General features: G+C 59.7%; 23 protein-coding genes and 1 pseudogene. 17 read left to right on the plus strand and 7 right to left on the minus strand.

Going from position 1 to position 26792, the window contains the following annotated elements; all coding sequences use genetic code 11:
* Positions 1–147: 147 nt before the first annotated feature.
* The gene (locus KGB27_RS17080; protein WP_223481152.1) at positions 148–2067 is read right to left on the minus strand and encodes an ATP-binding cassette domain-containing protein; all 1920 of its coding nucleotides are present in this window, start codon (positions 2065–2067) and stop codon (positions 148–150) included.
* Positions 2068–2280: 213 nt separating this feature from the next.
* On the opposite strand from KGB27_RS17080, the gene KGB27_RS17085 reads away from it, so the two are divergent.
* On the plus strand, positions 2281–4209 hold the full coding sequence (locus tag KGB27_RS17085; protein WP_008037718.1) for a transglycosylase SLT domain-containing protein: 1929 nt from the start codon (positions 2281–2283) through the stop codon (positions 4207–4209).
* 185 nt (positions 4210–4394) lie between these two features.
* Here the strand turns inward: KGB27_RS17085 and KGB27_RS17090 are convergent, their stop codons facing one another.
* A complete protein-coding gene (locus KGB27_RS17090; RefSeq protein ID WP_223555432.1) occupies positions 4395–6191 on the minus strand; it encodes an ABC transporter transmembrane domain-containing protein in 1797 nt (598 codons plus the stop codon).
* 256 nt (positions 6192–6447) lie between these two features.
* On the opposite strand from KGB27_RS17090, the gene KGB27_RS17095 reads away from it, so the two are divergent.
* Positions 6448–6627 (plus strand): PA1571 family protein, encoded by a 180-nt coding sequence (locus KGB27_RS17095; RefSeq protein ID WP_008037721.1) that lies wholly within the window; start codon positions 6448–6450, stop codon positions 6625–6627.
* A gap of 191 nt (positions 6628–6818) precedes the next feature.
* On the opposite strand, the gene pdxB is transcribed toward KGB27_RS17095, so the two are convergent.
* Entirely contained in the window at positions 6819–7961 is a 1143-nt protein-coding gene (pdxB, locus tag KGB27_RS17100) for a 4-phosphoerythronate dehydrogenase PdxB (protein WP_207285077.1), read from the minus strand.
* Positions 7962–8233: 272 nt separating this feature from the next.
* Between pdxB and KGB27_RS17105 the strand changes: the two genes are divergently transcribed.
* A complete protein-coding gene (locus KGB27_RS17105) occupies positions 8234–9643 on the plus strand; it encodes an MATE family efflux transporter (protein ID WP_008037723.1) in 1410 nt (469 codons plus the stop codon).
* A gap of 45 nt (positions 9644–9688) precedes the next feature.
* On the opposite strand, the gene tusA is transcribed toward KGB27_RS17105, so the two are convergent.
* Complete coding sequence (gene tusA, locus KGB27_RS17110; RefSeq protein WP_008037724.1) at positions 9689–9940, minus strand: sulfurtransferase TusA; 252 nt, start codon at positions 9938–9940, stop codon at positions 9689–9691.
* Between the two features lie 175 nt (positions 9941–10115).
* Positions 10116–11189: a 23S rRNA (cytidine(2498)-2'-O)-methyltransferase RlmM gene (gene rlmM / locus KGB27_RS17115; RefSeq protein WP_192226279.1), complete on the minus strand. Its 1074-nt coding sequence runs from the start codon at positions 11187–11189 to the stop codon at positions 10116–10118.
* Between the two features lie 222 nt (positions 11190–11411).
* On the opposite strand from rlmM, the gene acnA reads away from it, so the two are divergent.
* The 4 genes from acnA to KGB27_RS17135 all read left to right on the plus strand — a co-directional run bounded on the left by acnA (position 11412) and on the right by KGB27_RS17135 (position 17539).
* Positions 11412–14153 (plus strand): aconitate hydratase AcnA, encoded by a 2742-nt coding sequence (gene acnA, locus KGB27_RS17120; RefSeq protein WP_223555434.1) that lies wholly within the window; start codon positions 11412–11414, stop codon positions 14151–14153.
* A gap of 229 nt (positions 14154–14382) precedes the next feature.
* Positions 14383–15174: a CPBP family intramembrane glutamic endopeptidase gene (locus KGB27_RS17125; protein ID WP_223555436.1), complete on the plus strand. Its 792-nt coding sequence runs from the start codon at positions 14383–14385 to the stop codon at positions 15172–15174.
* 105 nt (positions 15175–15279) lie between these two features.
* Positions 15280–16845: a methyl-accepting chemotaxis protein gene (locus KGB27_RS17130; RefSeq protein WP_008028517.1), complete on the plus strand. Its 1566-nt coding sequence runs from the start codon at positions 15280–15282 to the stop codon at positions 16843–16845.
* Between the two features lie 232 nt (positions 16846–17077).
* Positions 17078–17539 carry a hypothetical protein gene (locus KGB27_RS17135; RefSeq protein WP_223555438.1) on the plus strand — a complete coding sequence of 154 codons (462 nt, stop codon included), beginning with the start codon at positions 17078–17080 and terminating at the stop codon, positions 17537–17539.
* A gap of 140 nt (positions 17540–17679) precedes the next feature.
* On the opposite strand, the pseudogene KGB27_RS17140 reads toward KGB27_RS17135, so the two are convergent.
* Positions 17680–17895, minus strand: a pseudogene (locus KGB27_RS17140) (alpha/beta family hydrolase); the annotation flags it as partial.
* Positions 17896–18080: 185 nt separating this feature from the next.
* Here KGB27_RS17140 and KGB27_RS17145 point away from each other — a divergent pair.
* Together KGB27_RS17145 and KGB27_RS17150 are read left to right on the plus strand one after the other, a co-directional pair.
* The gene (locus KGB27_RS17145) at positions 18081–18257 is read left to right on the plus strand and encodes a hypothetical protein (protein ID WP_223555440.1); all 177 of its coding nucleotides are present in this window, start codon (positions 18081–18083) and stop codon (positions 18255–18257) included.
* A gap of 191 nt (positions 18258–18448) precedes the next feature.
* Complete coding sequence (locus KGB27_RS17150) at positions 18449–18916, plus strand: hypothetical protein (protein ID WP_223555442.1); 468 nt, start codon at positions 18449–18451, stop codon at positions 18914–18916.
* A 113-nt stretch (positions 18917–19029) separates the two neighbouring features.
* Here the strand turns inward: KGB27_RS17150 and KGB27_RS17155 are convergent, their stop codons facing one another.
* Positions 19030–19716, minus strand: a complete 687-nt coding sequence (locus tag KGB27_RS17155) for an alpha/beta family hydrolase (RefSeq protein ID WP_223555444.1) — start codon at positions 19714–19716, stop codon at positions 19030–19032.
* Positions 19717–19809: 93 nt separating this feature from the next.
* Between KGB27_RS17155 and ccoN (KGB27_RS17160) the strand changes: the two genes are divergently transcribed.
* The 8 genes from ccoN (KGB27_RS17160) to ccoP (KGB27_RS17195) all read left to right on the plus strand — a co-directional run bounded on the left by ccoN (KGB27_RS17160) (position 19810) and on the right by ccoP (KGB27_RS17195) (position 26722).
* Positions 19810–21234 (plus strand): cytochrome-c oxidase, cbb3-type subunit I, encoded by a 1425-nt coding sequence (gene ccoN, locus KGB27_RS17160; protein ID WP_008028521.1) that lies wholly within the window; start codon positions 19810–19812, stop codon positions 21232–21234.
* A 10-nt stretch (positions 21235–21244) separates the two neighbouring features.
* Positions 21245–21853 carry a cytochrome-c oxidase, cbb3-type subunit II gene (gene ccoO, locus KGB27_RS17165; RefSeq protein WP_008028522.1) on the plus strand — a complete coding sequence of 203 codons (609 nt, stop codon included), beginning with the start codon at positions 21245–21247 and terminating at the stop codon, positions 21851–21853.
* A gap of 3 nt (positions 21854–21856) precedes the next feature.
* Positions 21857–22066, plus strand: coding sequence for a cbb3-type cytochrome oxidase subunit 3 (locus KGB27_RS17170; RefSeq protein WP_008028524.1), 210 nt, complete (start codon positions 21857–21859; stop codon positions 22064–22066).
* Entirely contained in the window at positions 22063–23016 is a 954-nt protein-coding gene (gene ccoP, locus KGB27_RS17175) for a cytochrome-c oxidase, cbb3-type subunit III (RefSeq protein WP_008037736.1), read from the plus strand. Before KGB27_RS17170 ends, ccoP (KGB27_RS17175) begins: the two co-directional genes overlap by 4 nt.
* A 484-nt stretch (positions 23017–23500) precedes the next feature.
* The gene (ccoN, locus tag KGB27_RS17180; protein ID WP_008028528.1) at positions 23501–24943 is read left to right on the plus strand and encodes a cytochrome-c oxidase, cbb3-type subunit I; all 1443 of its coding nucleotides are present in this window, start codon (positions 23501–23503) and stop codon (positions 24941–24943) included.
* Positions 24943–25551, plus strand: a complete 609-nt coding sequence (gene ccoO / locus KGB27_RS17185) for a cytochrome-c oxidase, cbb3-type subunit II (protein WP_008028530.1) — start codon at positions 24943–24945, stop codon at positions 25549–25551. The genes ccoN (KGB27_RS17180) and ccoO (KGB27_RS17185) overlap by 1 nt, the downstream gene beginning before the upstream one ends.
* 5 nt (positions 25552–25556) lie before the next feature.
* Positions 25557–25742, plus strand: a complete 186-nt coding sequence (locus KGB27_RS17190) for a CcoQ/FixQ family Cbb3-type cytochrome c oxidase assembly chaperone (RefSeq protein WP_003175465.1) — start codon at positions 25557–25559, stop codon at positions 25740–25742.
* Entirely contained in the window at positions 25739–26722 is a 984-nt protein-coding gene (gene ccoP / locus KGB27_RS17195; RefSeq protein ID WP_008037742.1) for a cytochrome-c oxidase, cbb3-type subunit III, read from the plus strand. Before KGB27_RS17190 ends, ccoP (KGB27_RS17195) begins: the two co-directional genes overlap by 4 nt.
* The last annotated feature ends 70 nt before the right edge of the window (positions 26723–26792 follow it).

A 26792-nucleotide genomic window follows, 5' to 3' on the forward strand; every position in this document is an offset into this window, starting at 1 on the left:
CCGGCTTGCTGGCGATCACGGTGCATCAGTCGACATCAATGCCAGCTGACAAACCGCGATCGCCAGCAAGCCGGCTCCTACAAGGGATCGCATACGAAAAGCCCGGCGCTCATCACTGAGCGCCGGGCTTTTTTATTGCAGGATCAATCAGGCATCCAGCTCGGCCCAACGCTCGACCATCACGTCGAGCTCAGCCTGCAACTGCTCCAACTGAGCGATCACTGCGGCCGTCTCGGCAGCAGGACGCTGATAGAAGCCAGCATCGGCCATCTGGGCCTCAACGACGGCGATCTGCTGCTCCATGGCTTCGATCTGGCTCGGCAACATTTCCAGCTCACGCTGCAACTTGTAGCTGAGTTTCTTCTTCGCCACCGGCGCTTCGACCGCTGCCACAACCGGTGCAGGCTCAGCCGTCACAACCGCCGACGTCAGGTCAGCCTTGCCGGACTTGCTCTCGGTCACGCCCAGCAGGCGCGGCGAACCACCCTGACGCAGCCAGTCCTGATAACCACCGACGTATTCGCGAACCTTGCCTTCACCTTCGAAGACCAGCGTGCTGGTGACCACGTTGTCGAGGAATGCCCGGTCGTGGCTGACCATCAGCACGGTGCCGTTGAAGGTCAGCAGGACCTCTTCCAGCAGTTCGAGTGTTTCCACGTCGAGGTCGTTGGTCGGTTCGTCGAGGACCAGCAGGTTGGCCGGCTTGCTGAACAGTTTCGCCAGCAACAGGCGCGCACGCTCACCACCTGACAGCGCCTTGACCGGCGTGCGGGCACGCTGCGGGCTGAACAGGAAGTCGCCGAGGTAACTCAGCACGTGACGGCTCTGACCATCGATGTCGATGAAGTCGCGACCTTCGGCCACGTTGTCGATCACGGTCTTTTCCAGGTCCAGTTGGTGGCGCAACTGGTCGAAGTACGCCACGTCGATGCGCGTACCCTCTTCCACTTTGCCGCTGGTCGGTTGCAGACCGCTGAGCATCAGCTTCAGCAGCGTGGTCTTGCCGGTACCGTTGGCGCCGAGCAGGCCGATACGGTCGCCGCGCGTCAGGACCATCGAGAAATCCTTGATCAGGAACGGACCGCCCGGGTGAGCGAAACTCACGTTCTCGAGGACCATCACCTGCTTACCGGACTTGTCAGCGGTGTCCAGCTGAATGTTGGCCTTGCCGGTGCGTTCACGACGCTCGCTACGTTCAACGCGCAATGCTTTCAGGGCGCGGACGCGGCCTTCATTACGGGTGCGACGGGCCTTGATGCCCTGGCGGATCCAGACTTCTTCCTGGGCCAGTTTCTTGTCGAACAACGCGTTGGCGGTGGCCTCGGCGGCCAGCTCGGCTTCTTTGTGCACGAGGAAACTGGCGTAGTCGCCATTCCAGTCGATCAGGCCACCGCGATCCAGTTCAAGAATGCGGGTCGCGAGGTTTTGCAGGAAGGAACGGTCGTGCGTGATAAACAGCACGGCGCCCTGGAAATCCTTCAGCGCTTCTTCGAGCCAGGCAATCGCACCGATGTCCAGGTGGTTGGTTGGTTCGTCGAGCAGCAGCAGATCCGGCTCGGACACCAGTGCCTGCGCCAGCAGGACGCGACGACGCCAGCCGCCGGACAATTCGGCGAGGGTCTTGTCGGCCGGCAGTTGCAGGCGGCTGAGGGTGCTGTCGACCAGGGTTTGCAAACGCCAGCCGTCGCGGGCTTCGAGGTCGTGCTGGACGTGCATCAGCTTGTCCAGGTCGGCGTCGGTGACGATGTTCTGGCTCAGGTGGTGATACTCGGCAAGCAGCGCACCGACACCGTCCAGGCCTTCAGCCACTACGTCGAACACGGTCCGCTCGTCGGCTACCGGCAATTCTTGCGGCAATTCGCCAATCTTGAGGCCGGGTGCGCGCCACACGGAGCCGTCGTCAGGCTTCTGGTCGCCCTTGACGAGCTTCATCATGCTGGACTTGCCAGTGCCGTTGCGGCCGATGATGCACACCCGCTCACCACGGGCGATCTGCCAGGACACCTTGTCCAACAACGGCATAGCGCCGAAAGCAAGGGACACATCGCTGAATTTGAGCAGGGTCATGAGCTTCTCCAAAAACCGGGCGCGCATTCTACCTGACTTGAGGCTTCAGAAGGCCGGCAATTTCACCTTCGGGGCACTCTGCATGACAAATGTTGCGAACTGATGCTGACAGGCCCGCAAAGCTTTCGCCGGTTGCTGGCAAAAGGCTAAGCTACAGATTATTCAGTGCGGGCATGCCTCGCACTTGTCATGATTTCTCTGCCCGGACGTCTCATGCGCAGTCGCCTTTTCAGTCTTTTATCCTGCTTTCTTCTCTCTGCCGCTGCCGTTCAAACTGCCCAGGCGGTGGACCTGTCCACTCAACGCCAGTATTACGATGAAGCCAAGCGCGCCCTGGCCAAGGGTGATACCGGCCCGTACTTCCGTTATAGCAAGGCGCTCAGCGACTACCCGCTGGAGCCGTACCTGGCCTATGACGAACTGACCGCACGCCTGAAAACGGCGAGCAACGCCGAGATCGAAAAATTCCTCGCCGAACACGGTGACTTGCCGCAAGCCAACTGGATGAAATTGCGCTGGTTGCGCTGGCTGGCCGATCGCGGCGAATGGGCGACTTTCGTCAAGTACTACGATCCCAAGCTGAATTTCACCGAGCTGGACTGCCTGAACGCGCAGTACCAGATCGGGCACAACCTGAAATCCGAAGGCTACGCCAACGCGAACAAGCTCTGGCTGACTGGCAAATCCCTGCCTGCGGCGTGCGACGGTTTGTTCGGAGTCTGGGCTGCCGAAGGCCAACTGACCGAACAGAAACGTTGGGAACGCACCAAGCTTGCCGCCCAGGCGCGCAACTATCCGCTGGCCAACAGCCTGGTCAACGGCCTGACCACCCTCGCCCCTCGCGGCCGTTTGCTGGTTGACGTGGCGCAGAAACCCGAATTGCTCAACCAGCCGTCGCGTTTCACACCGGCCGACGAACCGATGTCCGACATTGTCAGCCTCGGCCTGCGCCGCCTGGCCAAGCAAGACCCGGACAAGGCCATGGCGTTGCTCGACGGTTACGCCAGCAGCATGCATTTCTCCCGTGACGAAAAAGTCGCGATCGCCCGGGAAATCGGCCTGACCCTCGCTCGCCGTTTCGACAGTCGCGCGTTGGACGTGATGACCAAGTACGACCCGGAATTGCGTGACAACACCGTGTCCGAGTGGCGCTTGCGCCTGCTGCTGCGCCTGGCCCGCTGGGACGATGCCTATCAGTTGACCCGCCGTTTGCCCCAGGACCTGGCGACCACCAACCGCTGGCGTTACTGGCAGGCCCGCAGCCTGGAACTGGCGCAACCGCAAAATCCGGAGGCGCAGACGCTGTACAAAGGCCTCGCTCGTGAACGTGACTTCTACGGTTTCCTCGCTGCCGACCGTTCGCAGTTGCCTTACTCGCTGAACAACAAGCCGCTGGTATTGAGCCAGGCGCTGATCAACAAGGTTCGCAACACGCCGGGCGTGCGTCGCGCCCTGGAATTCCATGCGCGCGGGCAGATCGTCGATGGGCGTCGCGAGTGGTATCACGTCAGCCGCCACTTCAACCGTGACGAAATGGTCGCCCAGGCCAAACTGGCCTACGACCTGAAATGGTATTTCCCGGCGATCCGCACCATCAGCCAGGCGCAGTATTGGGACGATCTGGACATCCGCTTCCCGATGGCCCACCGCGAAACCCTCGTGCGCGAAGCCAAGGTTCGCGGCCTGCATTCGAGCTGGGTATTCGCCATTACTCGCCAGGAAAGCGCGTTCATGGCCGACGCCCGCTCAGGCGTAGGCGCCAGCGGCCTGATGCAACTGATGCCGGGCACCGCCAAGGAAACCGCACGCAAGTTCAGCATCCCATTGGCCTCGCCACAGCAGGTGTTCGATCCGGACAAGAACATCCAGCTCGGCGCCGCGTACCTCAGCCAGGTGCACAGCCAGTTCAACGGCAACCGCGTCCTCGCCTCCGCCGCCTACAACGCCGGCCCGGGGCGCGTGCGTCAGTGGCTGCGCGGTGCGGATCACCTGAGCTTCGACGTCTGGGTGGAGAGCATCCCGTTCGACGAAACCCGCCAGTACGTGCAAAACGTGCTGTCGTACTCGGTGATCTACGGCCAGAAGCTCAACTCGCCACAGCCGTTGGTGGATTGGCATGAGCGCTATTTTGATGATCAATAAGCCTGTCTGAGGCGAAAACGAAAATGCCCGCATTGAGAAATGCGGGCATTTTTTTTGGGTCACTTCATTTCCAGTCGTCACGCTACCCACTGTAGGAGCCAGCTTGCTGGCGATGGACTCCAGTGCGCTGCGGTGAACCAGTCTGTACAGGTAATCGTTAACGACCATCGCCAGCAAGCTGGCTCCTACAGGTTAGGTGTTACCTCTCCGAACGGGGACGAGACATCATGCCCGTCGTTGAACTGCAACGCCGCCAACCGCGCATACAGCGCATTGCTCGCAATCAGCTCTTGGTGCGTGCCCACCGCCACCAGTTTCCCCTGGTCCATCACTGCAATCCGGTCGGCGTTTTTAACCGTGGCCAGACGATGAGCGATGACCAGGGTGGTGCGGTTTTTCATCAGGCTGGGCAGGGCTTGCTGGATCAGGTGTTCGCTCTGGGCGTCGAGGGCGCTGGTGGCTTCGTCGAGCAGCAGGATGGGCGCGTCCACCAGCAGCGCTCGGGCGATGGCCAGGCGTTGGCGCTGGCCGCCGGACAAACCGAGGCCTGCGTCCCCCAAATGAGTCTGATAACCGTGGGGCATCGCCTCGATAAAGTCATGGGCGTAGGCGATTTTCGCCGCTTCCTGAACCTGTTCCAGCGTCGCTGTCGGGTTTCCGTAGCGGATGTTCTCTTCGATGCTGCCGAAGAACAGCGCCGGGGATTGGGAAACCAGCGCGAAACAACGGCGCAAGTCCAATGGATCGAGTTGAGTCAGCGGCACGCCGTCGAGCAGGATGCGCCCTTCGGCAGGATCGTAAAAACGCAACAGCAGGTCGTACACCGTCGATTTTCCAGCACCGGACGGCCCGACCAGCGCGAGGGTTTCGCCCGCCTTGATGGTCAGATTCAAGCCATCGACGGCGTAGCTTTCCGGGCGCGACGGGTAGGAAAAACGCACGTCCTGCAGAACGAGATTGCCCGTCACCCGCTCGGGCAACGTCACCAGGCCAGTCGCCGGTGGCTGGATGATGTTTTCCGAGCGCAGCAGTTCGGCAATCCGCTCGGCAGCGCCGGCGGCGCGCTGCAACTCACCAATGACTTCACTCAACGTGCCGAATGCGCTGCCGACAATCAGGCTGTAAAAGACGAACGCCGCCAGCTCCCCCGCCGAAATTCGCCCAGCCATCACGTCCATGCCGCCCACCCAGAGCATCACGCCGACTGCCCCCAGCACCAGCACGATCACCAGGGTGATCAGCCAGGCCCGCTGGAAAATCCGTTTGCATGCCGTGTTGAACGCCTCTTCCACGGTCACGGCAAAACGCTGTTCGTCCTGGGTCTGGTGGTTGTAGGCCTGCACGGTTTTGATCTGGCCCAGGGTTTCGGAAACATAACTGCCGATATCGGCAATCCGGTCCTGACTCAGGCGCGACAGGCTGCGCACCCGGCGACCGAAAATCAGGATCGGAGCAATCACCAGCGGCAAAGCCACAACGACGATGCTGGTGAGTTTCGGATTGGTGATAAACAGCAACACAATCCCGCCGATCACCATCAACAGATTGCGCAGGAACAGGGACAGCGATGAACCGATCACTGATTGCAGCAGCGTGGTATCGGCAGTCAGCCGCGACTGGATTTCGGAGCTGCGGTTGTCTTCGTAAAACCCGGGATGCAGATAAACCAGATGATTGAACACCTGACGGCGGATGTCGGCGACCACACGCTCACCGATCCACGACACCAGGTAGAAACGCGCGAAGGTGCCAATCGCCAGGCCTATCACCAGCAACATGAACAAACCAATCGTCTGGTTGAGCAGGTGCGGGGACTGGGTCATGAACCCCTGATCCACCAGCAAGCGAATCCCCTGCCCCATGGACAAGGTAATGCCGGCCGTGACGACCAGCGCGAGCAAGGCGCCGAAGGCCTGCCAACGATAGGGCGCGAGAAAAAGGCTGGTCAGGCGAATCGCGCGGCGGTGACGGGCAGAGAGCATCGGGTTCATCCAGTTACACAATTGATAGGGCCAGCCTGACGGTTCAATGGGGTTGAACGCTGTAAATCACAATGAGTCAGGTTAATTATGACCGCGATGACTAGCTCCTAGACGCTATTGGTCTAAAGTCCGGGTGGCAACGTCTGGGTATTTCTGGTGGACTGGTGTTGCCGCTCTGGAAAGATCGCAGGGAGTTGTCATAGCCCGGTCACCTGACGGTTCTACAGTAAGCACACACCTGAAGAGGAGACAGGCCATGTCCTTGCAAAATAGCAGCGATGACAAGATTCAAGTGATCCGCACACAGCCAGATCAGTCTCTGGGTTGCTCAATCATTGACGAAAAAGGCCGCGAAGTACCGATCACTGAGGGCATGATCCAGGACGCTTGCCGCGAACTGGAAAAGCGATTGGTCAAGCCTGCCAAACAAGATTGATATAGCCCCGTCTTCTTGACCCGGCCCTGATGGCCGGGTTTTTTGTGGGTGTTGATCCAGAATTGTGGTGTGACCATTCGCGGGCAAGTCGGGATGCCGCACCACTCGCTCCTACAGCGATCGGCGCCATTTTCAACATTACGCCTAACCTGTAGGAGCGAGGCTTGCCCGCGAATGGGCCAACTCGGTTTTCAGACCGCCGATGCCCCCAACGCCGCCACAATCTTCAGCAACTCAGGCGAATCCCCCTCAATCCGCACCTGCAACCCGTCAATCTCGCGCCGCGATGGATAATTCTTGCGCAGCGCATCAAACGCCGCGCGCTGCTCGCTCACACTGCCCACAAGACTACGGCGGAAATCCGCGTCGTCGCGGCGCGGGTCGTACACGCCACGGCACAACATCGCCAGCGCCCAGGCAGGATCGCTCTCAGCGTTCAAGGTCACCTGCGACAACCACGGTGCCGGCAGCAAATCGCTCAAGCGGACCTGCGCCGGTTGCCCGAGAAAATCGCAGTACGCCTGGTAGATCTGCGCCGTCCCGCGTTGCTTGCCGTCGAGGCTGTAACCGGCAATGTGCGGCGTGGCCAGCACGCAGAGCTCGGCCAGTGCCACATCGACCTCAGGCTCGCCCTCCCAGACATCCAGCACCGCTTGCAGGTCTTCGCGTTGCAGCAGCACCTCGCACAGGGCGGCGTTGTCCACCACCGGGCCACGGCTGGCATTGATCAGCCAGGCACCGGGCTTGAGCTGGTTCAAACGGTTTTGGTCGAACAAATGCCAGGTCGATCCGGCACCGTGTTTTTTCAGCGGTGTGTGCAGGCTGATGACATCGCACTGCTCGATGATCTGCTCAAGGCTGACGAAATCGCCTCCTTCAGCGGCTTGCCGTGGCGGATCGCAGACCAGCACGTTCCAGCCCAGCCCTTGCAGAACCTTGACCAACCGCCCGCCCACTTCGCCGGCACCGACCACGCCGTACGTGCGCCGGGTGAGATCGGCGCCTTCGATTTCGGCGAGGGTCAGCAAACTGCCCAGCACGTAGTCGACCACGCCACGGGCATTGCAGCCGGGAGCGCTGGACCAGGTGATGCCGGCCTGCTGAAAGTAATCGAGGTCGAGGTGATCGGTGCCGATGGTGCAGGTGCCGACGAAGCGCACCTTGCTGCCTTCGAGCAACCCGCGATTGACGTTGGTCACCGAGCGCACCAGTAGCACATCGGCCTGCTCGACGGTGGCGCGGTCGATTGAACGTCCCGGCACCCGGCGGATTTCGCCGAAACCTTCGAAGAAGGCATCGAGCAGCGGAATATTTTCGTCGGCAACAATCAGCATGGCAGGCTCCTTTGGCGGATCGGCAGTGTAGGCGCAGATGACACTTCACGCCTAGCACACACAATTTGTAGGAGCGAGCCTGCTCGCGAAAAACGCACGAGCACTGCGGTGATTCAGACAGCCCTCCTCACCGTTGACGTCCATCGCGAGCAGGCTCGCTCCTACAGGTTTTTGTGTGATTACAAATGGGTAACACAGGACTTTTCCTGACCGTTACGTCAACGCGTAGAATGCGCCGCCTCGCGCATCAAAACCTTTTGGACGTTTTGCCTTTGAATTCCGTGACTGACCGCCCCGCCGCCATTTCCCTCAACCGCCCCGCCCGGGTTCGCCTCGAGCTGAAGAACCTGCTCGGCCTGGCATTGCCGATCATGATCGCGCAACTGGCCACCACGGCGATGGGCTTCGTCGATGCGGTGATGGCCGGTCGCGTCGGGCCACGGGATCTGGCGGCGGTGGCGTTGGGCAACTCGATCTGGGTCCCGGTGTTTCTGTTGATGACCGGCACGCTGCTGGCCACCACGCCGAAAGTCGCCCAGCGCTTTGGTGCTGGCACCCACAGCGAGATCGGCCCGATCGTGCGCCAGGCGTTGTGGCTGGCGCTGGTGGTGGGCGTGATGGCAACCGGCATGCTGTTCAGCGCCGAACCGATTTTGCACCTGATGAAGGTCGATCCCGAGCTGATCGGCCCGTGCATGCAATACCTGCACGGCATCGCCAGCGGGCTGCCCGCCGTCGCGCTCTACCATGTGTTGCGCTGTTTCAGTGACGGCCTGGGACGCACGCGCCCGGCGATGGTCCTGGGTTTGTGCGGGCTCGCGCTGAACATTCCGCTGAACTATGTCTTCATTTATGGCCACTTCGGTGTGCCGGCCATGGGCGGCGTCGGTTGTGGCTGGGCCACGGCGATTGTGATGTGGGTGATGGCGCTGGGCATGGCCGGCTGGGAACGCTGGGCGCCGGCGTATCAGTCGAGCCAGTTGTTCAGCCGTTTCGACTGGCCACAATGGGCGGTGATCAAACGCCTGCTGAGTATCGGCTTGCCGATCGGCATCGCGGTGTTTGCCGAATCGAGCATCTTCGCGGTGATTGCCCTGCTGATCGGCAGCCTCGGCGCCACGGTGGTGGCCGGGCATCAGATTGCCCTGAATGTCAGCTCGCTGGTGTTCATGATCCCTTACTCCCTGGGCATGGCTGTGACCGTACGCGTCGGTCAGGCACTGGGACGTGAAGAGCCGCGCGAGGCGCGTTTTGCCGCGGGTGTCGGCATGGGCACCGCGCTGGCCTACGCCTGCCTGTCGGCGAGCATGATGTTGCTGATGCGCGAGCACATCGCAGCGATCTACACCGCAGACCCGACGGTGATCCATATCGCGGCGATGCTGATTGTGTACTCGGCGCTGTTCCAGTTTTCCGACGCCATCCAGGTGACTGCGGCCGGCGCCCTGCGCGGTTTTCAGGACACTCGGGTGACGATGATCCTCACCCTGTTCGCCTATTGGGGCATCGGCTTGCCGGTGGGTTACGCCCTCGGCCTGACCGACTGGTTCGGCGAACCCCGTGGCCCGAGCGGGCTGTGGCAGGGTTTGATCGTCGGCCTGAGCTGCGCGGCGCTGATGCTGTCGATTCGCCTGACGCGCAGTGCACGCAAGCGGATCCGCATGAGCCATTCGATGGGTTGACCGCACAAAAAAGGCCTGCAAATGCAGGCCTTTTTTTCGAATCGATTAATCCGATTTCTTGCGAATCCAGTACAGGTAAGTGCCGGCCTCTTCGTGCTGCGCGATCAGCTCATGGTCGAGGAACACGCAGAACTTGGGAATGTCGCGACGGGTCGACGGGTCGGTGGCGATCACCTTGAGCAGGCCGCCGGGCGCCAGGTCACGGATGTGCTGGTGCAGCATCATCACCGGTTCCGGGCAGTTGAGGCCGGTGGCGTCGAGGGTGCCGTCTACCGGCGTATCAAGCATTTCACTCATGATTCACTCCTGAAACTGGCCGGCATTGTCGCGCATTACCGGGTGTTCGGTCATCTGTGGCATGACGCCATCCCTGTAGGAGCCGGCTTGCTGGCGATCCAGACACCGCGGTGATTCAGATACACCGCGTAACGCGCTATCGCCAGCAAGCCGGCTCCTACACGGGTTGTGTACATCAGCGGGACTTGGGTTTCTTCACGTCCAGGCGGCGCAGGTGGCACGTCACTTCTTCGCGGTCGTGATACAGCTGCTTGCAGCCGATCTCGACGCGAATCCCGCGCTCCTTGAAACCGTCGGCAATGCGCTCCAGCAAGCGTTTCACCTCGGCGTAACGCTGCTTCATCGGCAGCTTGAGGTTGACCACCGCTTCGCGGCAATGCCCTTCGCCAATCCACTCTTCCAGCATCGCCGCGTTGCGTGCCGGTTTCTCGACGATGTCGCAGACCATCCAGTCCACCGGCTGCCGTGGCTTGAAGGTGAAGCCGTCGGCCATCAAATGCTGCACCAGACCAGTATCCATCAGGCTTTCAGCCATCGGGCCATTGTCGATGGCGGTCACCAGCATGCCACGATTGACCAGTTGCCAGGTCCAGCCGCCCGGCGCCGCGCCGAGGTCGACGCCGGTCATGTCGCTGTGCAGACGCTCGTCCCACTGATCGCGCGGGATGAAATGGTGCCACGCCTCTTCCAGCTTCAACGTCGAACGGCTCGGCGCCTCGCGCGGAAACTTCAGGCGTGGAATGCCCATCGGCCACATGGCCGAGTTGTTCGACTCGGCCAGGCCCATGAACACTTCGCGACCACTCTTGAACGTCAGCAGCAAACGCGGCTTGTTCGCGTCTTCCACCAGTTTGCCGGCCGCCATCAGCGCCTTGCGCAGGTGCACTTCGAATTTCTTGCAGAAGTTCGACAGCTCTTTGCCGTCGTTGGTGTCGACCATTTCCAGCCACAGGCTGCCGCACAGCGGGAAATCCGCCATGTGCGCGAGGATCACGCTGATACGGTCGGTTTCCGGCAGGTCGATGAAAATCCCCCGCGCCCATTGGCGCGGGAAGATCAGCTCGGCGAAACGCTGACCGCGCATCAGGCGCTCGGCGCCGTCTTCTTCGGTGCAGATGAATTCGGCGCAGGCGCTGGCGGTTTTTGCCTTGGCATAACCGGCCACGTTCAGCCGTGCGGCGTGTTCGGAAATCTCGGAACAGACTTCGCCTTCGAAGCCCGGCCGGCAATGCATAAAGAGGGTGTTCATTCTTACTCCTGGGCAGTTGGCGAAGAATTCAGCCACTGCGCGATGCCCAGACTTGCGTTGAAGCAAAGCCTGTCACGAAAACCGGCGCATGATAGCCGAGTTCGGAACCTCGGACTTGCCCATAGAGTCCGGTTATTAGCTTTAACGTTCAAACGGGGCTAGGTTGAAAGCTCTGTCCGTCCCCTCAGTCCGTAGCCGTGCGGACTTTAAGGAGTGATCGTAATGCCGTCCCTCGATAGCCTGAAAACCCTTAAAACCCTGCAAGTCGACGACAAGACCTACCATTATTTCAGTCTGCCCGATGCCGCCAAAAGCCTCGGTGATCTCGACAAGCTACCGATGTCGTTGAAAGTGCTGCTGGAAAACCTGCTGCGCTGGGAAGACGAAAAAACCGTGACCGGCGCCGACCTGCGAGCGATTGCCGCGTGGCTCAAGGAACGCCGCTCCGACCGCGAGATCCAGTACCGCCCCGCCCGCGTCTTGATGCAAGACTTTACCGGCGTTCCCGCCGTGGTCGACCTGGCCGCCATGCGCGCCGCCATGGCCAAGGCCGGAGGCGACCCGCAGCGGATCAATCCACTGTCGCCGGTGGACCTGGTGATCGACCACTCGGTGATGGTCGACAAGTTCGGCAGCGCCAGCGCCTTCGAACAGAACGTCGACATTGAGATGCAGCGCAACGGCGAGCGTTACGCCTTTCTGCGCTGGGGCCAGAGCGCTTTCGACAACTTCAGCGTGGTGCCGCCGGGCACCGGGATTTGCCATCAGGTGAACCTCGAATACCTCGGCCGCACGGTCTGGACCAAGGATGAAGACGGCCGCACCTATGCGTTCCCCGACACGCTGGTCGGCACCGATTCCCACACCACCATGATCAATGGCCTCGGCGTGCTCGGCTGGGGTGTCGGCGGGATCGAAGCGGAAGCGGCGATGCTCGGCCAACCGGTGTCGATGCTCATTCCAGAAGTGATCGGCTTCAAACTCACCGGCAAATTGAAGGAAGGCATCACCGCCACCGACCTGGTGCTGACCGTGACCCAGATGCTGCGCAAGAAAGGTGTGGTCGGCAAATTCGTCGAGTTCTACGGCGACGGTCTCGCCGACCTGCCGCTGGCCGACCGCGCGACCATCGCCAACATGGCCCCGGAATATGGCGCCACCTGCGGCTTTTTCCCGGTGGATGACATCACTCTGGATTATCTGCGCCTGTCCGGTCGTCCACTTGAAACCGTGAAACTGGTCGAGGCCTACAGCAAGGCGCAAGGCCTGTGGCGCCAGCCGGGCAAGGAGCCGGTGTTCACCGACAGCCTGGCGCTGGACATGCGCAGCGTCGAAGCCAGCCTCGCCGGGCCGAAACGCCCACAGGACAGGGTGTCGTTGCCGAATGTCGCGCAAGCATTCAGCGACTTCACCGACCTGCAATTCAAACCTGCCAGCAAGGAAGAAGGTCGCCTCGAAAGTGAAGGCGGCGGTGGCGTTGCGGTGGGCAATGCCGACTTGGCCGGTGAAGCCGACTACGATTTTGAAGGTCAAACCTATCGCTTGAAAAACGGCGCAGTGGTCATCGCCGCAATCACCTCCTGCACCAACACCTCCAACCCGAGCGTAATGATGGCCGCCGGCCTGGTGGCGAAGAAAGCCGTGGAAAAAGGCCTCAAACGCAAACCGTGGGTGAAAAGCTCGCTCGCTCCCGGTTCCAAAGTGGTGACCGACTACTACAAGGCTGCCGGGCTGACGCAATACCTGGATCAACTCGGTTTCGACCTGGTCGGTTATGGCTGCACCACCTGCATCGGCAACTCCGGACCGCTGCCGGAGCCAATCGAAAAAGCCATCCAGAAAGCCGACCTGACCGTCGCCTCGGTGCTGTCGGGCAACCGCAACTTCGAAGGCCGCGTGCATCCGCTGGTGAAAACCAACTGGCTGGCCTCACCGCCGCTGGTCGTCGCGTTTGCGCTGGCCGGCACGGTGCGCATTGATATCAGCAGCGAGCCATTGGGTGACGACAAGGACGGCAACCCGGTTTACTTGCGGGACATCTGGCCAAGCACCCAAGAAATCGCCGACGCGGTGAATCAGGTCAACACCGCGATGTTCCACAAGGAATACGCCGAAGTGTTTGCCGGCGACGAGCAATGGCAGGCAATTGAAGTGCCTCAAGCGGCGACTTATGTCTGGCAGGACGATTCGACTTACATCCAGCACCCACCGTTTTTCGACGACATCGGCGGACCGCCGCCCGTGGTCAAGGACGTCGCGGGCGCACGGGTCCTTGCGCTGCTCGGCGACTCGGTGACCACCGACCACATCTCCCCCGCCGGCAACATCAAGACCGAGAGCCCCGCCGGCCATTACCTGCGCGGTAAAGGTGTGGAGCCGCGGGACTTCAACTCTTACGGCTCCCGTCGCGGCAACCATGAAGTGATGATGCGCGGCACCTTTGCCAACATCCGCATTCGCAACGAGATGCTCGGCGGCGAGGAAGGCGGCAATACGATTTACATTCCTACCGGGGAAAAACTGGCGATCTACGACGCGGCCATGCGTTACCAAGCCTCGGGCACGCCGCTGGTGGTGATTGCCGGGCAAGAATACGGCACAGGTTCCAGCCGCGACTGGGCGGCCAAGGGCACCAATCTGTTGGGCGTGAAAGCGGTCATCGCTGAAAGCTTCGAGCGGATTCACCGCTCCAATCTGGTCGGCATGGGCGTGTTGCCCTTGCAGTTCAAGCTGGATCAGAACCGCAAGAGCCTCAATCTGACCGGCAAGGAGACCCTGGACATTCAGGGCCTGAGCGGCGTCGAGCTGACGCCGCGAATGAACCTGACGCTGATCATCACCCGTGAAAACGGCAGCCGCGAGAAGATCGAGGTATTGTGCCGGATCGATACGCTGAATGAAGTCGAGTACTTCAAGTCTGGGGGGATTTTGCATTACGTGTTGCGGCAGTTGATTGCGTCGTAAGTGTTTGCAGAAAAAGACACCGCCTTCGGGCGGTGTTTTTGTTTGCGGACACACCTCTATAATCGCCGCGCTTTTATAGCCCCACACAAGACCACTGTGGGAGCGAGCCTGCTCGCGATGGGGCCGTAACATCCAATATCAGTGCCGCCTGATACTCCGCCATCGCGAGCAAGCTTGCTCCTACAGTGGACCGAGGCGACCCGCAGAATTTCGAACACAAGGACTTCAGATGTTTGCTTTGCCATGGACCTTCCTGGCCCTGCTCTCCCTCGGTTATGCCATGGCGCTGTCCTACGGCCATCTCGGCTGGCTGGCGCTTATCTCGGTCGCATTGCTACTGATCGCCGGTTTCGCCGTGCGTCAGCAACAGGTCCGGATCGGCCACTACCTCGGTCACGGCCTGTTCATTTTCATGGCGCTGGCACTGGCGATGCACTGGCTCCCCGGCTTCTACAACGGTCGCGGTATCAATCCGCATCGTATTACCGACGATGCCGTACCGTTTGCGCTGTACCTTAATCTGGACAAACCGCTGATTGGTTTCTGGCTGTTGCTGGTCTGCCCGTGGATTGTCGGCCGGCATTCGCTACGGCTTTCCATTCCCGCCGCGCTGCTGGGGCTGACACTGAGCAGCGTGCTGGCATTGGGTGGCGCGCTGTTGTTGGGTGTGATCAGTTGGGCCCCCAAATGGCCTGATCAGGCCTGGCTGTGGCTGTTCAATAACCTGTTGCTGGTGACGCTGGTGGAAGAAGCGCTGTTTCGCGGCTACCTTCAGGGCGGCCTCAGCCGGTACTTTAAACACCTGCCTTATGGTGAAAACCTGGCGCTGCTGCTCGCCTCGCTGTTGTTTGGCCTGGTGCATGCGGGCGCTGGCTGGCAATGGGTGTTGCTGGCGAGTCTGGCAGGTGTCGGCTATGGTCTGGCCTACCGTTTCGGCGGGTTAGGTGCGGCCATTGCCACGCATTTCGGTTTGAACCTGCTGCATTTCAGCCTGTTCACCTATCCGATGCTGGCGGGCTGACGCAACGGTCGTTTTGCGACGCGCCGCTGATTATTGAAAAATATTCTTCAATAAATCCCTGACGGTGCCGACAACCTCTCAAAGCCTTGCGGATTGAAAAAAGCCATGCGTAACAACCAGCCCATTACACAACGCGAACGGACCTTCCCGGCTCAGCAACGGTTGATCTCCACCACCGATGCCAAGGGCGTGATCACCTACTGCAACGACGCTTTCGTCGAAATCAGTGGGTATTCCCGCGAGGAACTGATCCGTGCACCGCATAACCTGGTTCGTCACCCCGACGTACCGGCCGCGGTGTTCGCGCACATGTGGGGCACATTGAAACAAGGCTTGCCATGGATGGGCATTGTCAAGAATCGCTGCAAGACCGGTGACCACTACTGGGTTAACGCCTACGTCACACCGGTGTTCGATGGCAACCAGGTGATCGGTTACGAGTCGGTGCGGGTCAAACCCACCGCCGAGCAGATCCAGCGTGCCGAAGCGCTCTACCAACGCATCAACCAGGGCAAGTCAGCGATTCCTTCCACCGATAAATGGCTGCCGGTCCTGCAGGACTGGTTGCCGTTCATTCTGGTCAGCCAGCTGAGCTTCATGATCGGTGCCACGCTCAACTCCCAATGGGGTTTTGCCTTGGCCGCCGGTCTTTCGGTGCCATTGGGCCTGCTGGGGTTGAGCTGGCAACAGCGCGGCCTCAAGCGCTTGCTGCGCCTGGCCGAGCAGACCACCTCCGACCCGCTGATCGCACAGATGTACACCGACAGCCGTGGTGCCCAGGCGCGTCTGGAGATGTCGATCCTCAGCCAGGAAGCCCGCCTGAAAACCTGCCTGACCCGTCTGCAGGACACCGCCGAGCACCTGAGCGACCAGGCGAAACAGTCCGACACACTGGCTCACAGCAGCTCCACCGGCCTGGAACGTCAGCGCGTCGAAACCGAGCAGGTGGCCACCGCCGTCAATCAGATGGCCGCCACCACACAGGAAGTCGCCAGCCACGTGCAACGCACGGCGGACGCGACTCAAGAAGCCAATCGCCTGACCGGGCGCGGCCGTGACATCGCCGGGGAAACCCGCGAAGCCATTCAGCGCCTGTCCGAGGTGGTCGGCGAAACCGGTCTGACCGTGACGCAACTGGCCAAGGACAGCGATGAAATCGGCGGCGTGGTCGACGTGATCAAAGGCATCGCCGACCAGACCAACCTGCTGGCGCTGAACGCCGCCATCGAAGCGGCGCGTGCCGGCGAGATGGGTCGCGGCTTTGCGGTGGTTGCCGACGAAGTTCGCCAATTGGCGCAACGCACCAGCGAATCCACCGGGCAGATTCACGCCCTGATCGCCAAGCTCCAGCAAACCGCCAGCACCGCCGTGCAAACCATGGAATCCGGGCATCGCCAGGCGGAAGAAGGTGTGGCACGGGTGCTCGAAGCGGATCAGGCACTGGTCGGGATCAGCGAAGCGGTGGCACACATCACCGACATGACCACCCAGATTGCGGCCGCGACCGAAGAGCAAAGCTCGGTGGCCGAAGAAATCAGCCGCAACATCAGCAACATCTCGCAACTGGCCGACCAGACGTCGGAACAGGCGCAACACTCGGCGTTGTTGAGTGAAGAGCTGACGAAAACGGCGAATACCCAGTATTCGTTGGTGGAGCGGTTTAACCGCTGATTGATGCTGGAAAAAAAAACCCGGACGGTGAAAGCCTCCGGGTTTTTTATTGCCTGATGAAAGTCAAAAATCGACAGCGCGCATTTGGCCGCCACTGCGCGAAACTCAGCTGAAAGTACGCACCCAACTGTCAGTTATGACAGTAGACACGCCAGTACGGTGGGGTAGCATTTAAATGCCGTTACACCCGGCATTTACTTCCTTCGACTTTAAACAGAAAAGGATTTTTTCGATGAGTGCTTTTCCTATTATTTTCCCGGACGACCATAAAAGTCAGGCAGCTGGTAACGATTTTCACTGGAGATTCACAGGGGAACCGATCTACGCTGAATCTACTTTATTTACGGCGTTTCGTGGCGGACCTGGTATCGACAATTGGGTTTTCCAAGGTTCTACCGGCAAGACTGAAGACGGTACGTTCTTCGCGCTTCAATTCTCAGTGCCTTATGAGGGTGAAGACCTGCTAGAGAAAACCTACAAGATTGGGGATGGGCAGTGGTTTTACGTATTCCATATCCATTCAGTTCCCCCCGCACCTAACTTCACATCCACCCTGGCAGACAAGGCGGAACTTACTATCAGGCTCGATCCAGCCAAGGGGACAGTGCATGGCGATTTCAATGCAATTTTTTATAGCGGGGGCTATCGAATGAATCCGATAGGCACATTCGATTTGAAAAGAGCCGACCAATAACACATGAAGCAGGAAGGCAAAAGTGCCGATCCAAGAACGATGGCTCTCATGACCTCTTCGTGATCAGGCTCCTCGCACGTTTTTGTTGAGCGCACATGTGTGTGCGTGGCAAAACTTCGGAGCACCTGCTAGCGATGAGGTCATTTCTGTAAGGAATGACCTCGCTGAAGAAACTCATCCACCCTCCCCACCGCAGCCGCCAAATGCTGCTCATGCGTAAACCCCGAAGCCTTCAACGGCTTCAAATCATGATCCCCCGCCGGCAGCCACATCACCTCGATAGCCGGCGATAACACATATCCCTCGACCGCTTCCCGATTACCCAGCGTATCTCGCTCGCCCTGCACGATCAGCGACGACGATAGTTGCGGCGGCACCCGACTCCAGCTTGATGGCTGGCGCTGCGATACTGCCTACATTAAGCCGATTGTCTGTGGATACTCAAAGCCGCAGCATCCTGCGCCTGTAACGAACCGCCGGCGAGTGCCAGGCTCCGACCACTAAGTTGCGCACCCACCGCACTGGCGCCGCAGGTTTGAACATGAGAGTTATTGAATTCGACCTGACCACCGCGCTCGACCAAGACACTATGCGAACCTTCGCGGAAGGTTTCAACCAAGCACTAATGTCGGTTTATTTGAAGAATAGTCGAACTCAAAATGCACTGGACGCGGAGTACAGCGCGGAGGTAGACGTTGGTGTGGAAGCAATGGCTTAACAAGCTTATGAATACGGAATACCTGTCCTGATCGAATGTGCCAAACGGCTAAAAACCACTAGCACAAACAAAAGTCACCGTATAGCTGACAACTATGACAGTAGCTAAAAAAATACTATTCACTAAACTCTGGATCGCGTTATCACGATTGGCACCATGAACAAAAATCTTAATCACTGAAGAGGCTACTCATGAACAATCCTGACATACTCATGCCGAGTAACGATCATACTTCCATGCCAGATGACGAATTCAAATGGAAAGATCGGAATATAGAAACAAAAGCCCAAGCAACAAAATTTTATCAAACCGAGCTCAATAGTGGCCTTGTCTGGGTTTTCAAGGGGGCTACAGGAAGTCCCGACAACGAGGACTACTTTGATTACGACATGTGGATTCCTCATTTCGACAAGGAACCACTGAAGCGCACTTATAATTTGAACGATGGGTTAATTATCAGACACACACATTCATTACCTGGGACCCCAGACCACATTAAATACAAATCTGTACACGCAAACGAAGGCACTTTGGAAATCGAAATCGATGTGGAAAAAGGACACGTCGTAGGATGTTTTAGCGCTAAATTCAAGACCAACTATGACCTGGAACCAAAAGGTAGTTTCGAAATGACTGAATGGCGTCCTGTGAAAGAATGATCTGTTTCACGAGTAACGGATTTAGCCCTCTATCAAGATCAGTACGGCACAGAGCCCAGTTGAATACATCATGGGCTTTGTGCAATACGTCCTGACCTACTGAAACCAAAACTTCAACGGATAAGCTCGGATGCCTTTTGCGCCGCAGCCGCCAAATGCTGCTCATGCGTAAACCCCGAGGCCCTCAACGGCTTCAAATCATGATCCCCCGCCACCAGCCAGAACACCTCGATACTCGGCGCCAACGCATAAGCCTCTACCGCCTCACGATTCCCCAGCGCATCGCGCTCACCCTGGACAATCAGCGTCCGGGTCTTCAGCGCAGCCAGATGCTCGACCCGGGGTTTCTCCGGCTTACCTACGGCATAGAACGGATAGCCGAGGCACACCAACGCATCGGCTTCGAGCTCATCGGCCAAAAGACTCGCCATCCGCCCGCCCATGGACTTGCCGCCAATGGCCAGGCGGCCAGTGACATGGCGTCGCACCACGGCGTACACCTCACGCCAGCACTCCAGCAGTTTCGGTGCCGGGTTCGGGGGACGCTTGCCGCCATCGACACGTCGTTGCGCCATGTAGGGGAACTCGAAGCGCAGCACGTTGACGCCCTGCGCAGCAAGGCGCGCGGCCATGTCGTTCATCCAGGCGCTGTCCATCGGTGCCCCGGCGCCATGCGCAAGAATCAGCGTCACAGGCTCACCCGAAACCGTTGAAGCGGCTTCATTCCACAGCCATCCATGCTCCCGCACACACTGCGCCCATTGATCCCCGTCAATACTGGCCTTGTGCTCTTTGTCCATGCTTGCCTCGCTTTTAGTCTGCCTATAACTCCAGGCGAAGGGAGCGTCTGCCTTGCGCGAACGCCCTTTCGGCTGAACCGTGGATGGGGAACCATGAACACTTCTATCAGTACCGCCTACAACTACAAGGTGGTCCGCCAATTCGCCATTATGACGGTGGTGTGGGGCATCGTCGGCATGGGGCTCGGGGTTTTTCTCGCGGCTCAATTGGTCTGGCCCGAACTCAACTTCAATTTGCCGTGGACCAGTTTCGGCCGCTTGCGCCCGCTGCACACCAACGCGGTGATCTTCGCGTTCGGCGGTTGCGCCCTGTTCGCCAGTTCGTTCTATTCGGTGCAACGCACCTGCCAGACGCAACTGTTTGCGCCGAAAATCGCCGCGTTCTGCTTCTGGGGCTGGCAACTGGTGATTCTGCTGGCGGCGATCAGCCTGCCGCTGGGTTACACCAGTTCCAAGGAATACGCCGAGCTGGAATGGCCGATCGACATCCTGATCACCATCGTCTGGGTCGCCTACGCCATCGTGTTTTTCGGCACGCTGGCCAAGCGCAAGACCAAGCACATCTATGTGGGCAACTGGTTCTTCGGTGGTTTCATCATCACCGTGGCGATTTTGCACATCGTCAACAACCTTGAGCTGCCGGTGAGTTTCACCAAGTCCTACTCGCTGTACGCCGGTGCGACCGATGCCATGGTGCAGTGGTGGTACGGCCACAACGCCGTAGGCTTTTTCCTAACCGCCGGCTTCCTCGGGATGATGTACTACTTCGTGCCGAAACAGGCCGAGCGTCCGGTGTATTCCTATCGCCTGTCGATCGTGCACTTCTGGGCGCTGATCACCCTGTATATCTGGGCCGGTCCGCACCACCTGCACTACACCGCGCTGCCGGACTGGGCGCAGTCGCTGGGCATGGTGATGTCGCTGATTCTGCTGGCGCCAAGCTGGGGCGGCATGATCAACGGGATGATGACGCTCTCCGGTGCCTGGCATAAGTTGCGCAGTGACCCGATCCTGCGCTTCCTCGTGGTCTCGCTCGCGTTCTACGGCATGTCGACCTTCGAAGGGCCGATGATGGCGATCAAGACCGTGAACGCCCTCTCCCACTACACCGACTGGACCATCGGCCACGTGCACGCCGGCGCACTCGGCTGGGTGGCGATGATTTCCATCGGCGCGCTGTACCACATGATCCCGAAAATCTTCGGTCGCCCGCAGATGCATAGCATCGGCCTGATCAACGCGCACTTCTGGCTCGCCACCATCGGCACCGTGCTGTACATCGCCTCGATGTGGGTCAACGGCATCGCCCAGGGCCTGATGTGGCGCGCAGTCAACGAAGACGGCACGCTGACCTACTCCTTCGTCGAAACCCTGGTGGCCAGCCACCCAGGCTTCATCGTGCGACTGGTGGGCGGTGCGATCTTCCTCAGCGGCATGTTCCTGATGGCTTACAACACCTGGCGCACCGTGCGGGCCTCGCAGCCTGCCGAAGTCGCCGCTGCCGCGCAGATGGCCTGAGGAGTCCGAGATGAAACACGAAACAATCGAAAAAAACGTCGGCCTGCTGATGCTGCTGATGGTCCTGGCCGTGAGCATCGGCGGCCTGACGCAGATCGTCCCGCTGTTCTTCCAGGACGTGACCAATAAACCGGTGGAAGGCATGAAGCCCTACACCGCGCTGCAACTGGAAGGTCGCGACATTTACATCCGCGAAGGCTGCGTCGGTTGCCACTCGCAGATGATCCGGCCGTTCCGCGCCGAGACCGAGCGCTACGGTCACTACTCGGTGGCCGGGGAAAGCGTCTGGGATCACCCGTTCCTGTGGGGTTCCAAGCGTACCGGTCCGGACCTGGCCCGTGTCGGCGGTCGCTACTCCGAAGACTGGCACCGCGCGCACTTGTACAACCCGCGCAACGTGGTGCCGGAATCGAAGATGCCTGCCTATCCATGGCTGGTGGCCAATCAGCTCGACAGCAGCCACACCGAAACCAAGATCAAGGCGATGCGCACCCTCGGCGTGCCATACACCGATGCCGACATCGCAGGCTCGGTCGAATCGCTCAAGGGCAAGACCGAAATGGACGCACTGGTCGCCTACCTGCAAGTGCTCGGCACTGCCATCAAGAGCAAGAGGTGAGCCATGCCCTTTGAAATAATGAGCGTAATGAGCAGTGGATTGATTCGCGGCCTGGGCACGGTCGTGGTGTTCGTGGCCTTTGTTGGCCTGACGTTGTGGGTGTTCAACAGCAAGCGCAATCCGGAGTTCGCCGAAGCACGTTTGCTGCCGTTCGCCGATGAGCCACAAGCCGATAGCACCCAAGAACCTGAAGCAAGGAGTACCCGGTCATGACCACTTTCTGGAGTACGTGGATCTGCGTACTGACCATCGGCAGCCTGATCGGCCTGACCTGGCTGCTGATCGGCACCCGCAAGGGCGAAACCAAGGGCAGCGTCGACCAGACCATGGGCCACAGCTTCGACGGCATCGAGGAGTACGACAATCCGCTGCCGCAGTGGTGGTTCATGCTGTTCGCCGGCACGCTGGTGTTCGCCGTGGGCTACCTGATTCTTTACCCGGGCCTGGGCAACTGGAAAGGCATCCTGCCGGGTTACGAGAACGGCTGGACCGGCGTTCACGAATGGGAAAAGGAGATGAACAAGGCCGACGCGAAGTTCGGACCGATCTTCGCCAAATTCGCCGCCATGCCGGTGGAAGAAGTGGCCAAGGACCCGCAAGCGTTGAAAATGGGCGGTCGCCTGTTCGCCTCGAACTGCTCGGTGTGCCACGGCTCGGATGCCAAGGGCGCTTTCGGCTTCCCGAACCTGGCCGACAGCAACTGGCGCTGGGGCGGTGACGCCGAGATGATCAAGACCACGATCATGGGTGGACGCATGGCGGCGATGCCGGCCTGGGGTGAAATCCTCGGTGAAGCCGGCGTGAAAAACGTTGCCGCGTATGTGCGTCATGAACTGGCCGGCCTGCCATTGCCGGCTGGCGACACCGCCGACCTGCAAGCCGGACAGCAAGCATTCAGCACCACCTGCGTAGCCTGTCATGGGGCAAACGGCCAGGGCACTGAAGCCATGGGTGCGCCGAACCTGACGCAACCGGCCGGTTTTATCTACGGTACAAGCCTGGCGCAACTGCAACAAACGATCCGCCATGGCCGCCAGGGCCATATGCCGGCGCAGAACGAACTGCTCGGCAACGACAAAGTGCAACTGCTGGCCGCTTATGTGTACAGCCTGTCCCACGGTCTGAATACAGAGCGTTTGCAGGCGGAAGGCAAAAGCGAATAATTCTTGACCGCTCTGCTGCCGCATTCTTCTCGGATGCGGCAGTTCCCTGCCCCTTTGCGACCCATTGTCGCACCCCTCCGTTAGTCCGCCTTTCGGTTCACCAGATTCGGGTCTAAGCTTGCCCCGATGCGGACTGGCTTGAGCCGGTTCCAGGTCGACCCGACCCGATGTGTTCGACGAATCAGCTCGATGACAAGCCGCAAAGGCTGGTAGATACCGGCTGTCGTGCCAATTGCCATCGGTCACCCGATCGTTGCGTTTGAACACACCCCGTTACAACTGACCTGACCCTCTCATCATTTTCGTTCGCTGCGACATTTTGTCCGAGGGCGATTTTGTCCTTACGCGGCGCATGGAAAGGCCGCAGAATCAGCTTTTGAAAGCATTGACCCAGGTCATGGCGCGTTGCAATGACCCCCTGCTTTCTCCATACTTGCGGCCGATTTTTACTCCTAATAAAACACCCAAACCGTGGAACCTTAGAATGAGCACAGCAATCAGTCCGACTGCTTATAACTATAAGGTAGTCCGCCAGTTCGCCATCATGACGGTGGTCTGGGGGATCCTTGGCATGGGGCTCGGTGTCTTCATCGCCTCGCAACTGGTCTGGCCGGAGTTGAACTTCGGTCTGCCGTGGACGAGCTTTGGACGCCTGCGCCCGTTGCACACTAACCTGGTGATTTTCGCCTTTGGTGGTTGTGCACTGTTTGCCACTTCTTATTACGTCGTGCAGCGAACCTGCCAAACGCGACTGATTTCCGACAGCCTCGCGGCCTTCACCTTCTGGGGTTGGCAAGCGGTGATCGTCGGCGCCATCGTTACCTTGCCGTTGGGTTACACCACCACCAAGGAATACGCTGAGCTGGAATGGCCCCTGGCTATTCTGCTGGCCATCGTCTGGGTCACCTACGGTCTGGTGTTCTTCGGCACCATCACCAAGCGCAAGACCAAGCACATCTATGTGGGCAACTGGTTCTACGGTGCCTTCATCGTCGTGACGGCGATGCTGCACATCGTCAACCACGCCTCGCTGCCGGTCAGCTTCTTCAAGTCCTACTCGGCCTACGCCGGTGCGACGGATGCGATGATCCAGTGGTGGTACGGCCACAACGCCGTAGGTTTCTTCCTGACCACCGGCTTCCTCGGGATGATGTACTACTTCGTTCCGAAGCAGGCCGAGCGTCCGATCTACTCCTATCGCCTGTCCATCGTGCACTTCTGGGCGCTGATCACCCTGTACATCTGGGCCGGTCCGCACCACCTGCACTACACCGCGCTGCCGGACTGGGCGCAGTCGCTGGGCATGGCCATGTCGATCATTCTGCTGGCACCAAGCTGGGGCGGCATGATCAACGGCATGATGACCCTGTCGGGCGCCTGGCATAAGCTGCGCACCGACCCGATCCTGCGTTTCCTCGTGGTATCGCTGGCGTTCTACGGCATGTCGACCTTCGAAGGTCCGATGATGGCGATCAAGACCGTCAACTCGCTGTCGCACTACACCGACTGGACCATCGGCCACGTACACGCCGGCGCTCTTGGCTGGGTAGCGATGATCTCGATCGGCGCGATCTACCACATGATCCCGAAACTGTTCGGTCGCGCGCAGATGCACAGCATCGGCCTGATCAACGCACACTTCTGGCTCGCGACCATCGGTACCGTGCTGTACATCGCTTCGATGTGGGTCAACGGCATCACCCAGGGTCTGATGTGGCGTGCAATCAACGACGACGGCACCCTCACCTACTCGTTCGTCGAAGCGCTGCAAGCCAGCCACCCGGGCTTCATCGTTCGCGCATTGGGCGGCGCATTCTTCGCCACCGGCATGCTGCTCATGGCCTACAACGTATGGCGTACCGTACGTGCCTCGAACCCGGCCGAAGCTGAAGCCGCCGAACAGATTGCTGTAGTTGGAGCTCACTGATGAAGCATGAAGCAGTCGAGAAGAATATTGGCCTGCTGGCCTTCTTCATGGTCATCGCCGTCAGCATCGGCGGCCTGACCCAGATCGTTCCGCTGTTTTTCCAGGACGTCACCAACAAGCCGGTCGAAGGCATGAAGCCTCGTACCGCCCTTGAACTGGAAGGCCGCGACATCTACATCGCCAACGGTTGTGTCAGCTGCCACTCGCAGATGATCCGCCCGTTCCGTGCTGAAACCGAACGCTACGGCCACTACTCGGTTGCCGGTGAAAGCGTCTGGGACCACCCGTTCCTGTGGGGTTCCAAGCGTACCGGTCCGGACCTGGCCCGTGTCGGCGGTCGTTACTCCGATGACTGGCAGCGTGCGCATTTGTACAACCCGCGCAACGTAGTGCCCGAGTCGAAAATGCCGGCCTACCCGTTCCTCGTGGAAAACAAGCTCGACGGCAAAGACACCGCCAAGAAAATGGAAGTCTTGCGCACGCTCGGCGTCCCTTACACCGACGAAGACATCGCCGGTGCCAAGGATGCTGTGAAGGGCAAAACCGAAATGGACGCGCTGGTGGCCTATCTGCAAGGCCTGGGCACCATCATCAAAAGCAAACGGTGATTTAGATGGATATCGGGATGATTCGTGGCCTGGGCACCGTTGTTGTGATGGTGGCCTTCATCGGTCTGGCGTTGTGGGTGTTCAGCCCCAAGCGCAAGTCGGAGTTTGAAGACGCGACCTTGCTGCCTTTCGCGGATGATCCCGAAGCCATCAAGCACGTCGAGCAAGCTTCTAGGAGTAACAAAGAATGACTACGTTCTGGAGTCTGTACGTCACAGTCCTCAGTCTCGGCACCATCTTCGCCCTGACCTGGCTGTTGCTGTCCACCCGCAAGGGCCAGCGCAGCGAAGCCACCGAAGAAACGGTTGGCCACTCCTTCGACGGGATCGAGGAGTACGACAACCCGCTGCCGAAATGGTGGTTCATGCTGTTCGTGGGCACCATCATTTTCGCCCTGGGTTACCTGGTGCTGTACCCGGGCCTGGGCAACTGGAAAGGCCTGCTGCCGGGTTACAACTACCTGGATAACGAGAAGCAGACCGCGTTCGCCAACGGCCAGAGCGGCTGGACCGGCGTTCACGAGTGGGAAAAGGAAATGGCCAAGTCGGACGCCAAGTTCGGCCCGATCTTCGCCAAATTCGCTTCCATGCCGATCGAAGAAGTCGCCAAGGACCCGCAAGCCCTGAAGATGGGTGGCCGTTTGTTCGCCTCCAACTGCTCGGTTTGCCACGGCTCCGACGCCAAAGGCGCTTATGGCTTCCCGAACCTGACCGACGCCGACTGGCGCTGGGGCGGTGAAGCGCAAACCATCAAGGCCACCATCATGGGCGGCCGCCACGCGGTCATGCCGGCGTGGGCTGAAGTGATCGGCGAGCAAGGCGTTGCGGACGTTGCTGCGTTCGTCCTGACCAGCCTCGATGGCCGCAAGCTGCCGGAAGGCACCAAGGCTGACCCGGCTGCCGGGCAGAAACTGTTCGCCGCCAACTGCGTGGCGTGCCACGGTCCGGCCGGCAAAGGGACGCCAGCGATGGGCGCACCTGACCTGACCCACCCGGGTGCGTTCATCTACGGTTCGAGCTTCGCTCAACTGCAGCAGACCATCCGTTACGGCCGTCAGGGCCAGATGCCTGCGCAAGAACAGCTGCAAGGTAACGACAAGGTTCACCTGCTGGCCGCTTACGTCTACAGCTTGTCTCACGGTGAGAAAGCTCCGGCGGCGGATGCCCAGTAAGGCAAACGCTTGATGCAAAAAACGGCCCCGCCAGTGATCTGGCGGGGCCTTTTTTATGGGCGACGGGCCT

Source organism: Pseudomonas sp. BF-R-01 (assembly GCF_019946615.1).
Lineage (GTDB): Bacteria > Pseudomonadota > Gammaproteobacteria > Pseudomonadales > Pseudomonadaceae > Aquipseudomonas > Aquipseudomonas migulae.

Coding starts and splice junctions, on each gene's coding strand:
- KGB27_RS17080 (WP_223481152.1), bottom strand. CDS start 2,067: ATGACCCTGCTCAAATTCAGCGATGTGTCCCTTGCTTTCGGCGCTATG.
- KGB27_RS17085 (WP_008037718.1), top strand. CDS start 2,281: ATGCGCAGTCGCCTTTTCAGTCTTTTATCCTGCTTTCTTCTCTCTGCC.
- KGB27_RS17090 (WP_223555432.1), bottom strand. CDS start 6,191: ATGCTCTCTGCCCGTCACCGCCGCGCGATTCGCCTGACCAGCCTTTTT.
- KGB27_RS17095 (WP_008037721.1), top strand. CDS start 6,448: ATGTCCTTGCAAAATAGCAGCGATGACAAGATTCAAGTGATCCGCACA.
- pdxB (WP_207285077.1), bottom strand. CDS start 7,961: ATGCTGATTGTTGCCGACGAAAATATTCCGCTGCTCGATGCCTTCTTC.
- tusA (WP_008037724.1), bottom strand. CDS start 9,940: ATGAGTGAAATGCTTGATACGCCGGTAGACGGCACCCTCGACGCCACC.
- rlmM (WP_192226279.1), bottom strand. CDS start 11,189: ATGAACACCCTCTTTATGCATTGCCGGCCGGGCTTCGAAGGCGAAGTC.
- acnA (WP_223555434.1), top strand. CDS start 11,412: ATGCCGTCCCTCGATAGCCTGAAAACCCTTAAAACCCTGCAAGTCGAC.
- KGB27_RS17125 (WP_223555436.1), top strand. CDS start 14,383: ATGTTTGCTTTGCCATGGACCTTCCTGGCCCTGCTCTCCCTCGGTTAT.
- KGB27_RS17130 (WP_008028517.1), top strand. CDS start 15,280: ATGCGTAACAACCAGCCCATTACACAACGCGAACGGACCTTCCCGGCT.
- KGB27_RS17135 (WP_223555438.1), top strand. CDS start 17,078: ATGAGTGCTTTTCCTATTATTTTCCCGGACGACCATAAAAGTCAGGCA.
- KGB27_RS17145 (WP_223555440.1), top strand. CDS start 18,081: ATGAGAGTTATTGAATTCGACCTGACCACCGCGCTCGACCAAGACACT.
- KGB27_RS17150 (WP_223555442.1), top strand. CDS start 18,449: ATGAACAATCCTGACATACTCATGCCGAGTAACGATCATACTTCCATG.
- KGB27_RS17155 (WP_223555444.1), bottom strand. CDS start 19,716: ATGGACAAAGAGCACAAGGCCAGTATTGACGGGGATCAATGGGCGCAG.
- ccoN (WP_008028521.1), top strand. CDS start 19,810: ATGAACACTTCTATCAGTACCGCCTACAACTACAAGGTGGTCCGCCAA.
- ccoO (WP_008028522.1), top strand. CDS start 21,245: ATGAAACACGAAACAATCGAAAAAAACGTCGGCCTGCTGATGCTGCTG.
- KGB27_RS17170 (WP_008028524.1), top strand. CDS start 21,857: ATGCCCTTTGAAATAATGAGCGTAATGAGCAGTGGATTGATTCGCGGC.
- ccoP (WP_008037736.1), top strand. CDS start 22,063: ATGACCACTTTCTGGAGTACGTGGATCTGCGTACTGACCATCGGCAGC.
- ccoN (WP_008028528.1), top strand. CDS start 23,501: ATGAGCACAGCAATCAGTCCGACTGCTTATAACTATAAGGTAGTCCGC.
- ccoO (WP_008028530.1), top strand. CDS start 24,943: ATGAAGCATGAAGCAGTCGAGAAGAATATTGGCCTGCTGGCCTTCTTC.
- KGB27_RS17190 (WP_003175465.1), top strand. CDS start 25,557: ATGGATATCGGGATGATTCGTGGCCTGGGCACCGTTGTTGTGATGGTG.
- ccoP (WP_008037742.1), top strand. CDS start 25,739: ATGACTACGTTCTGGAGTCTGTACGTCACAGTCCTCAGTCTCGGCACC.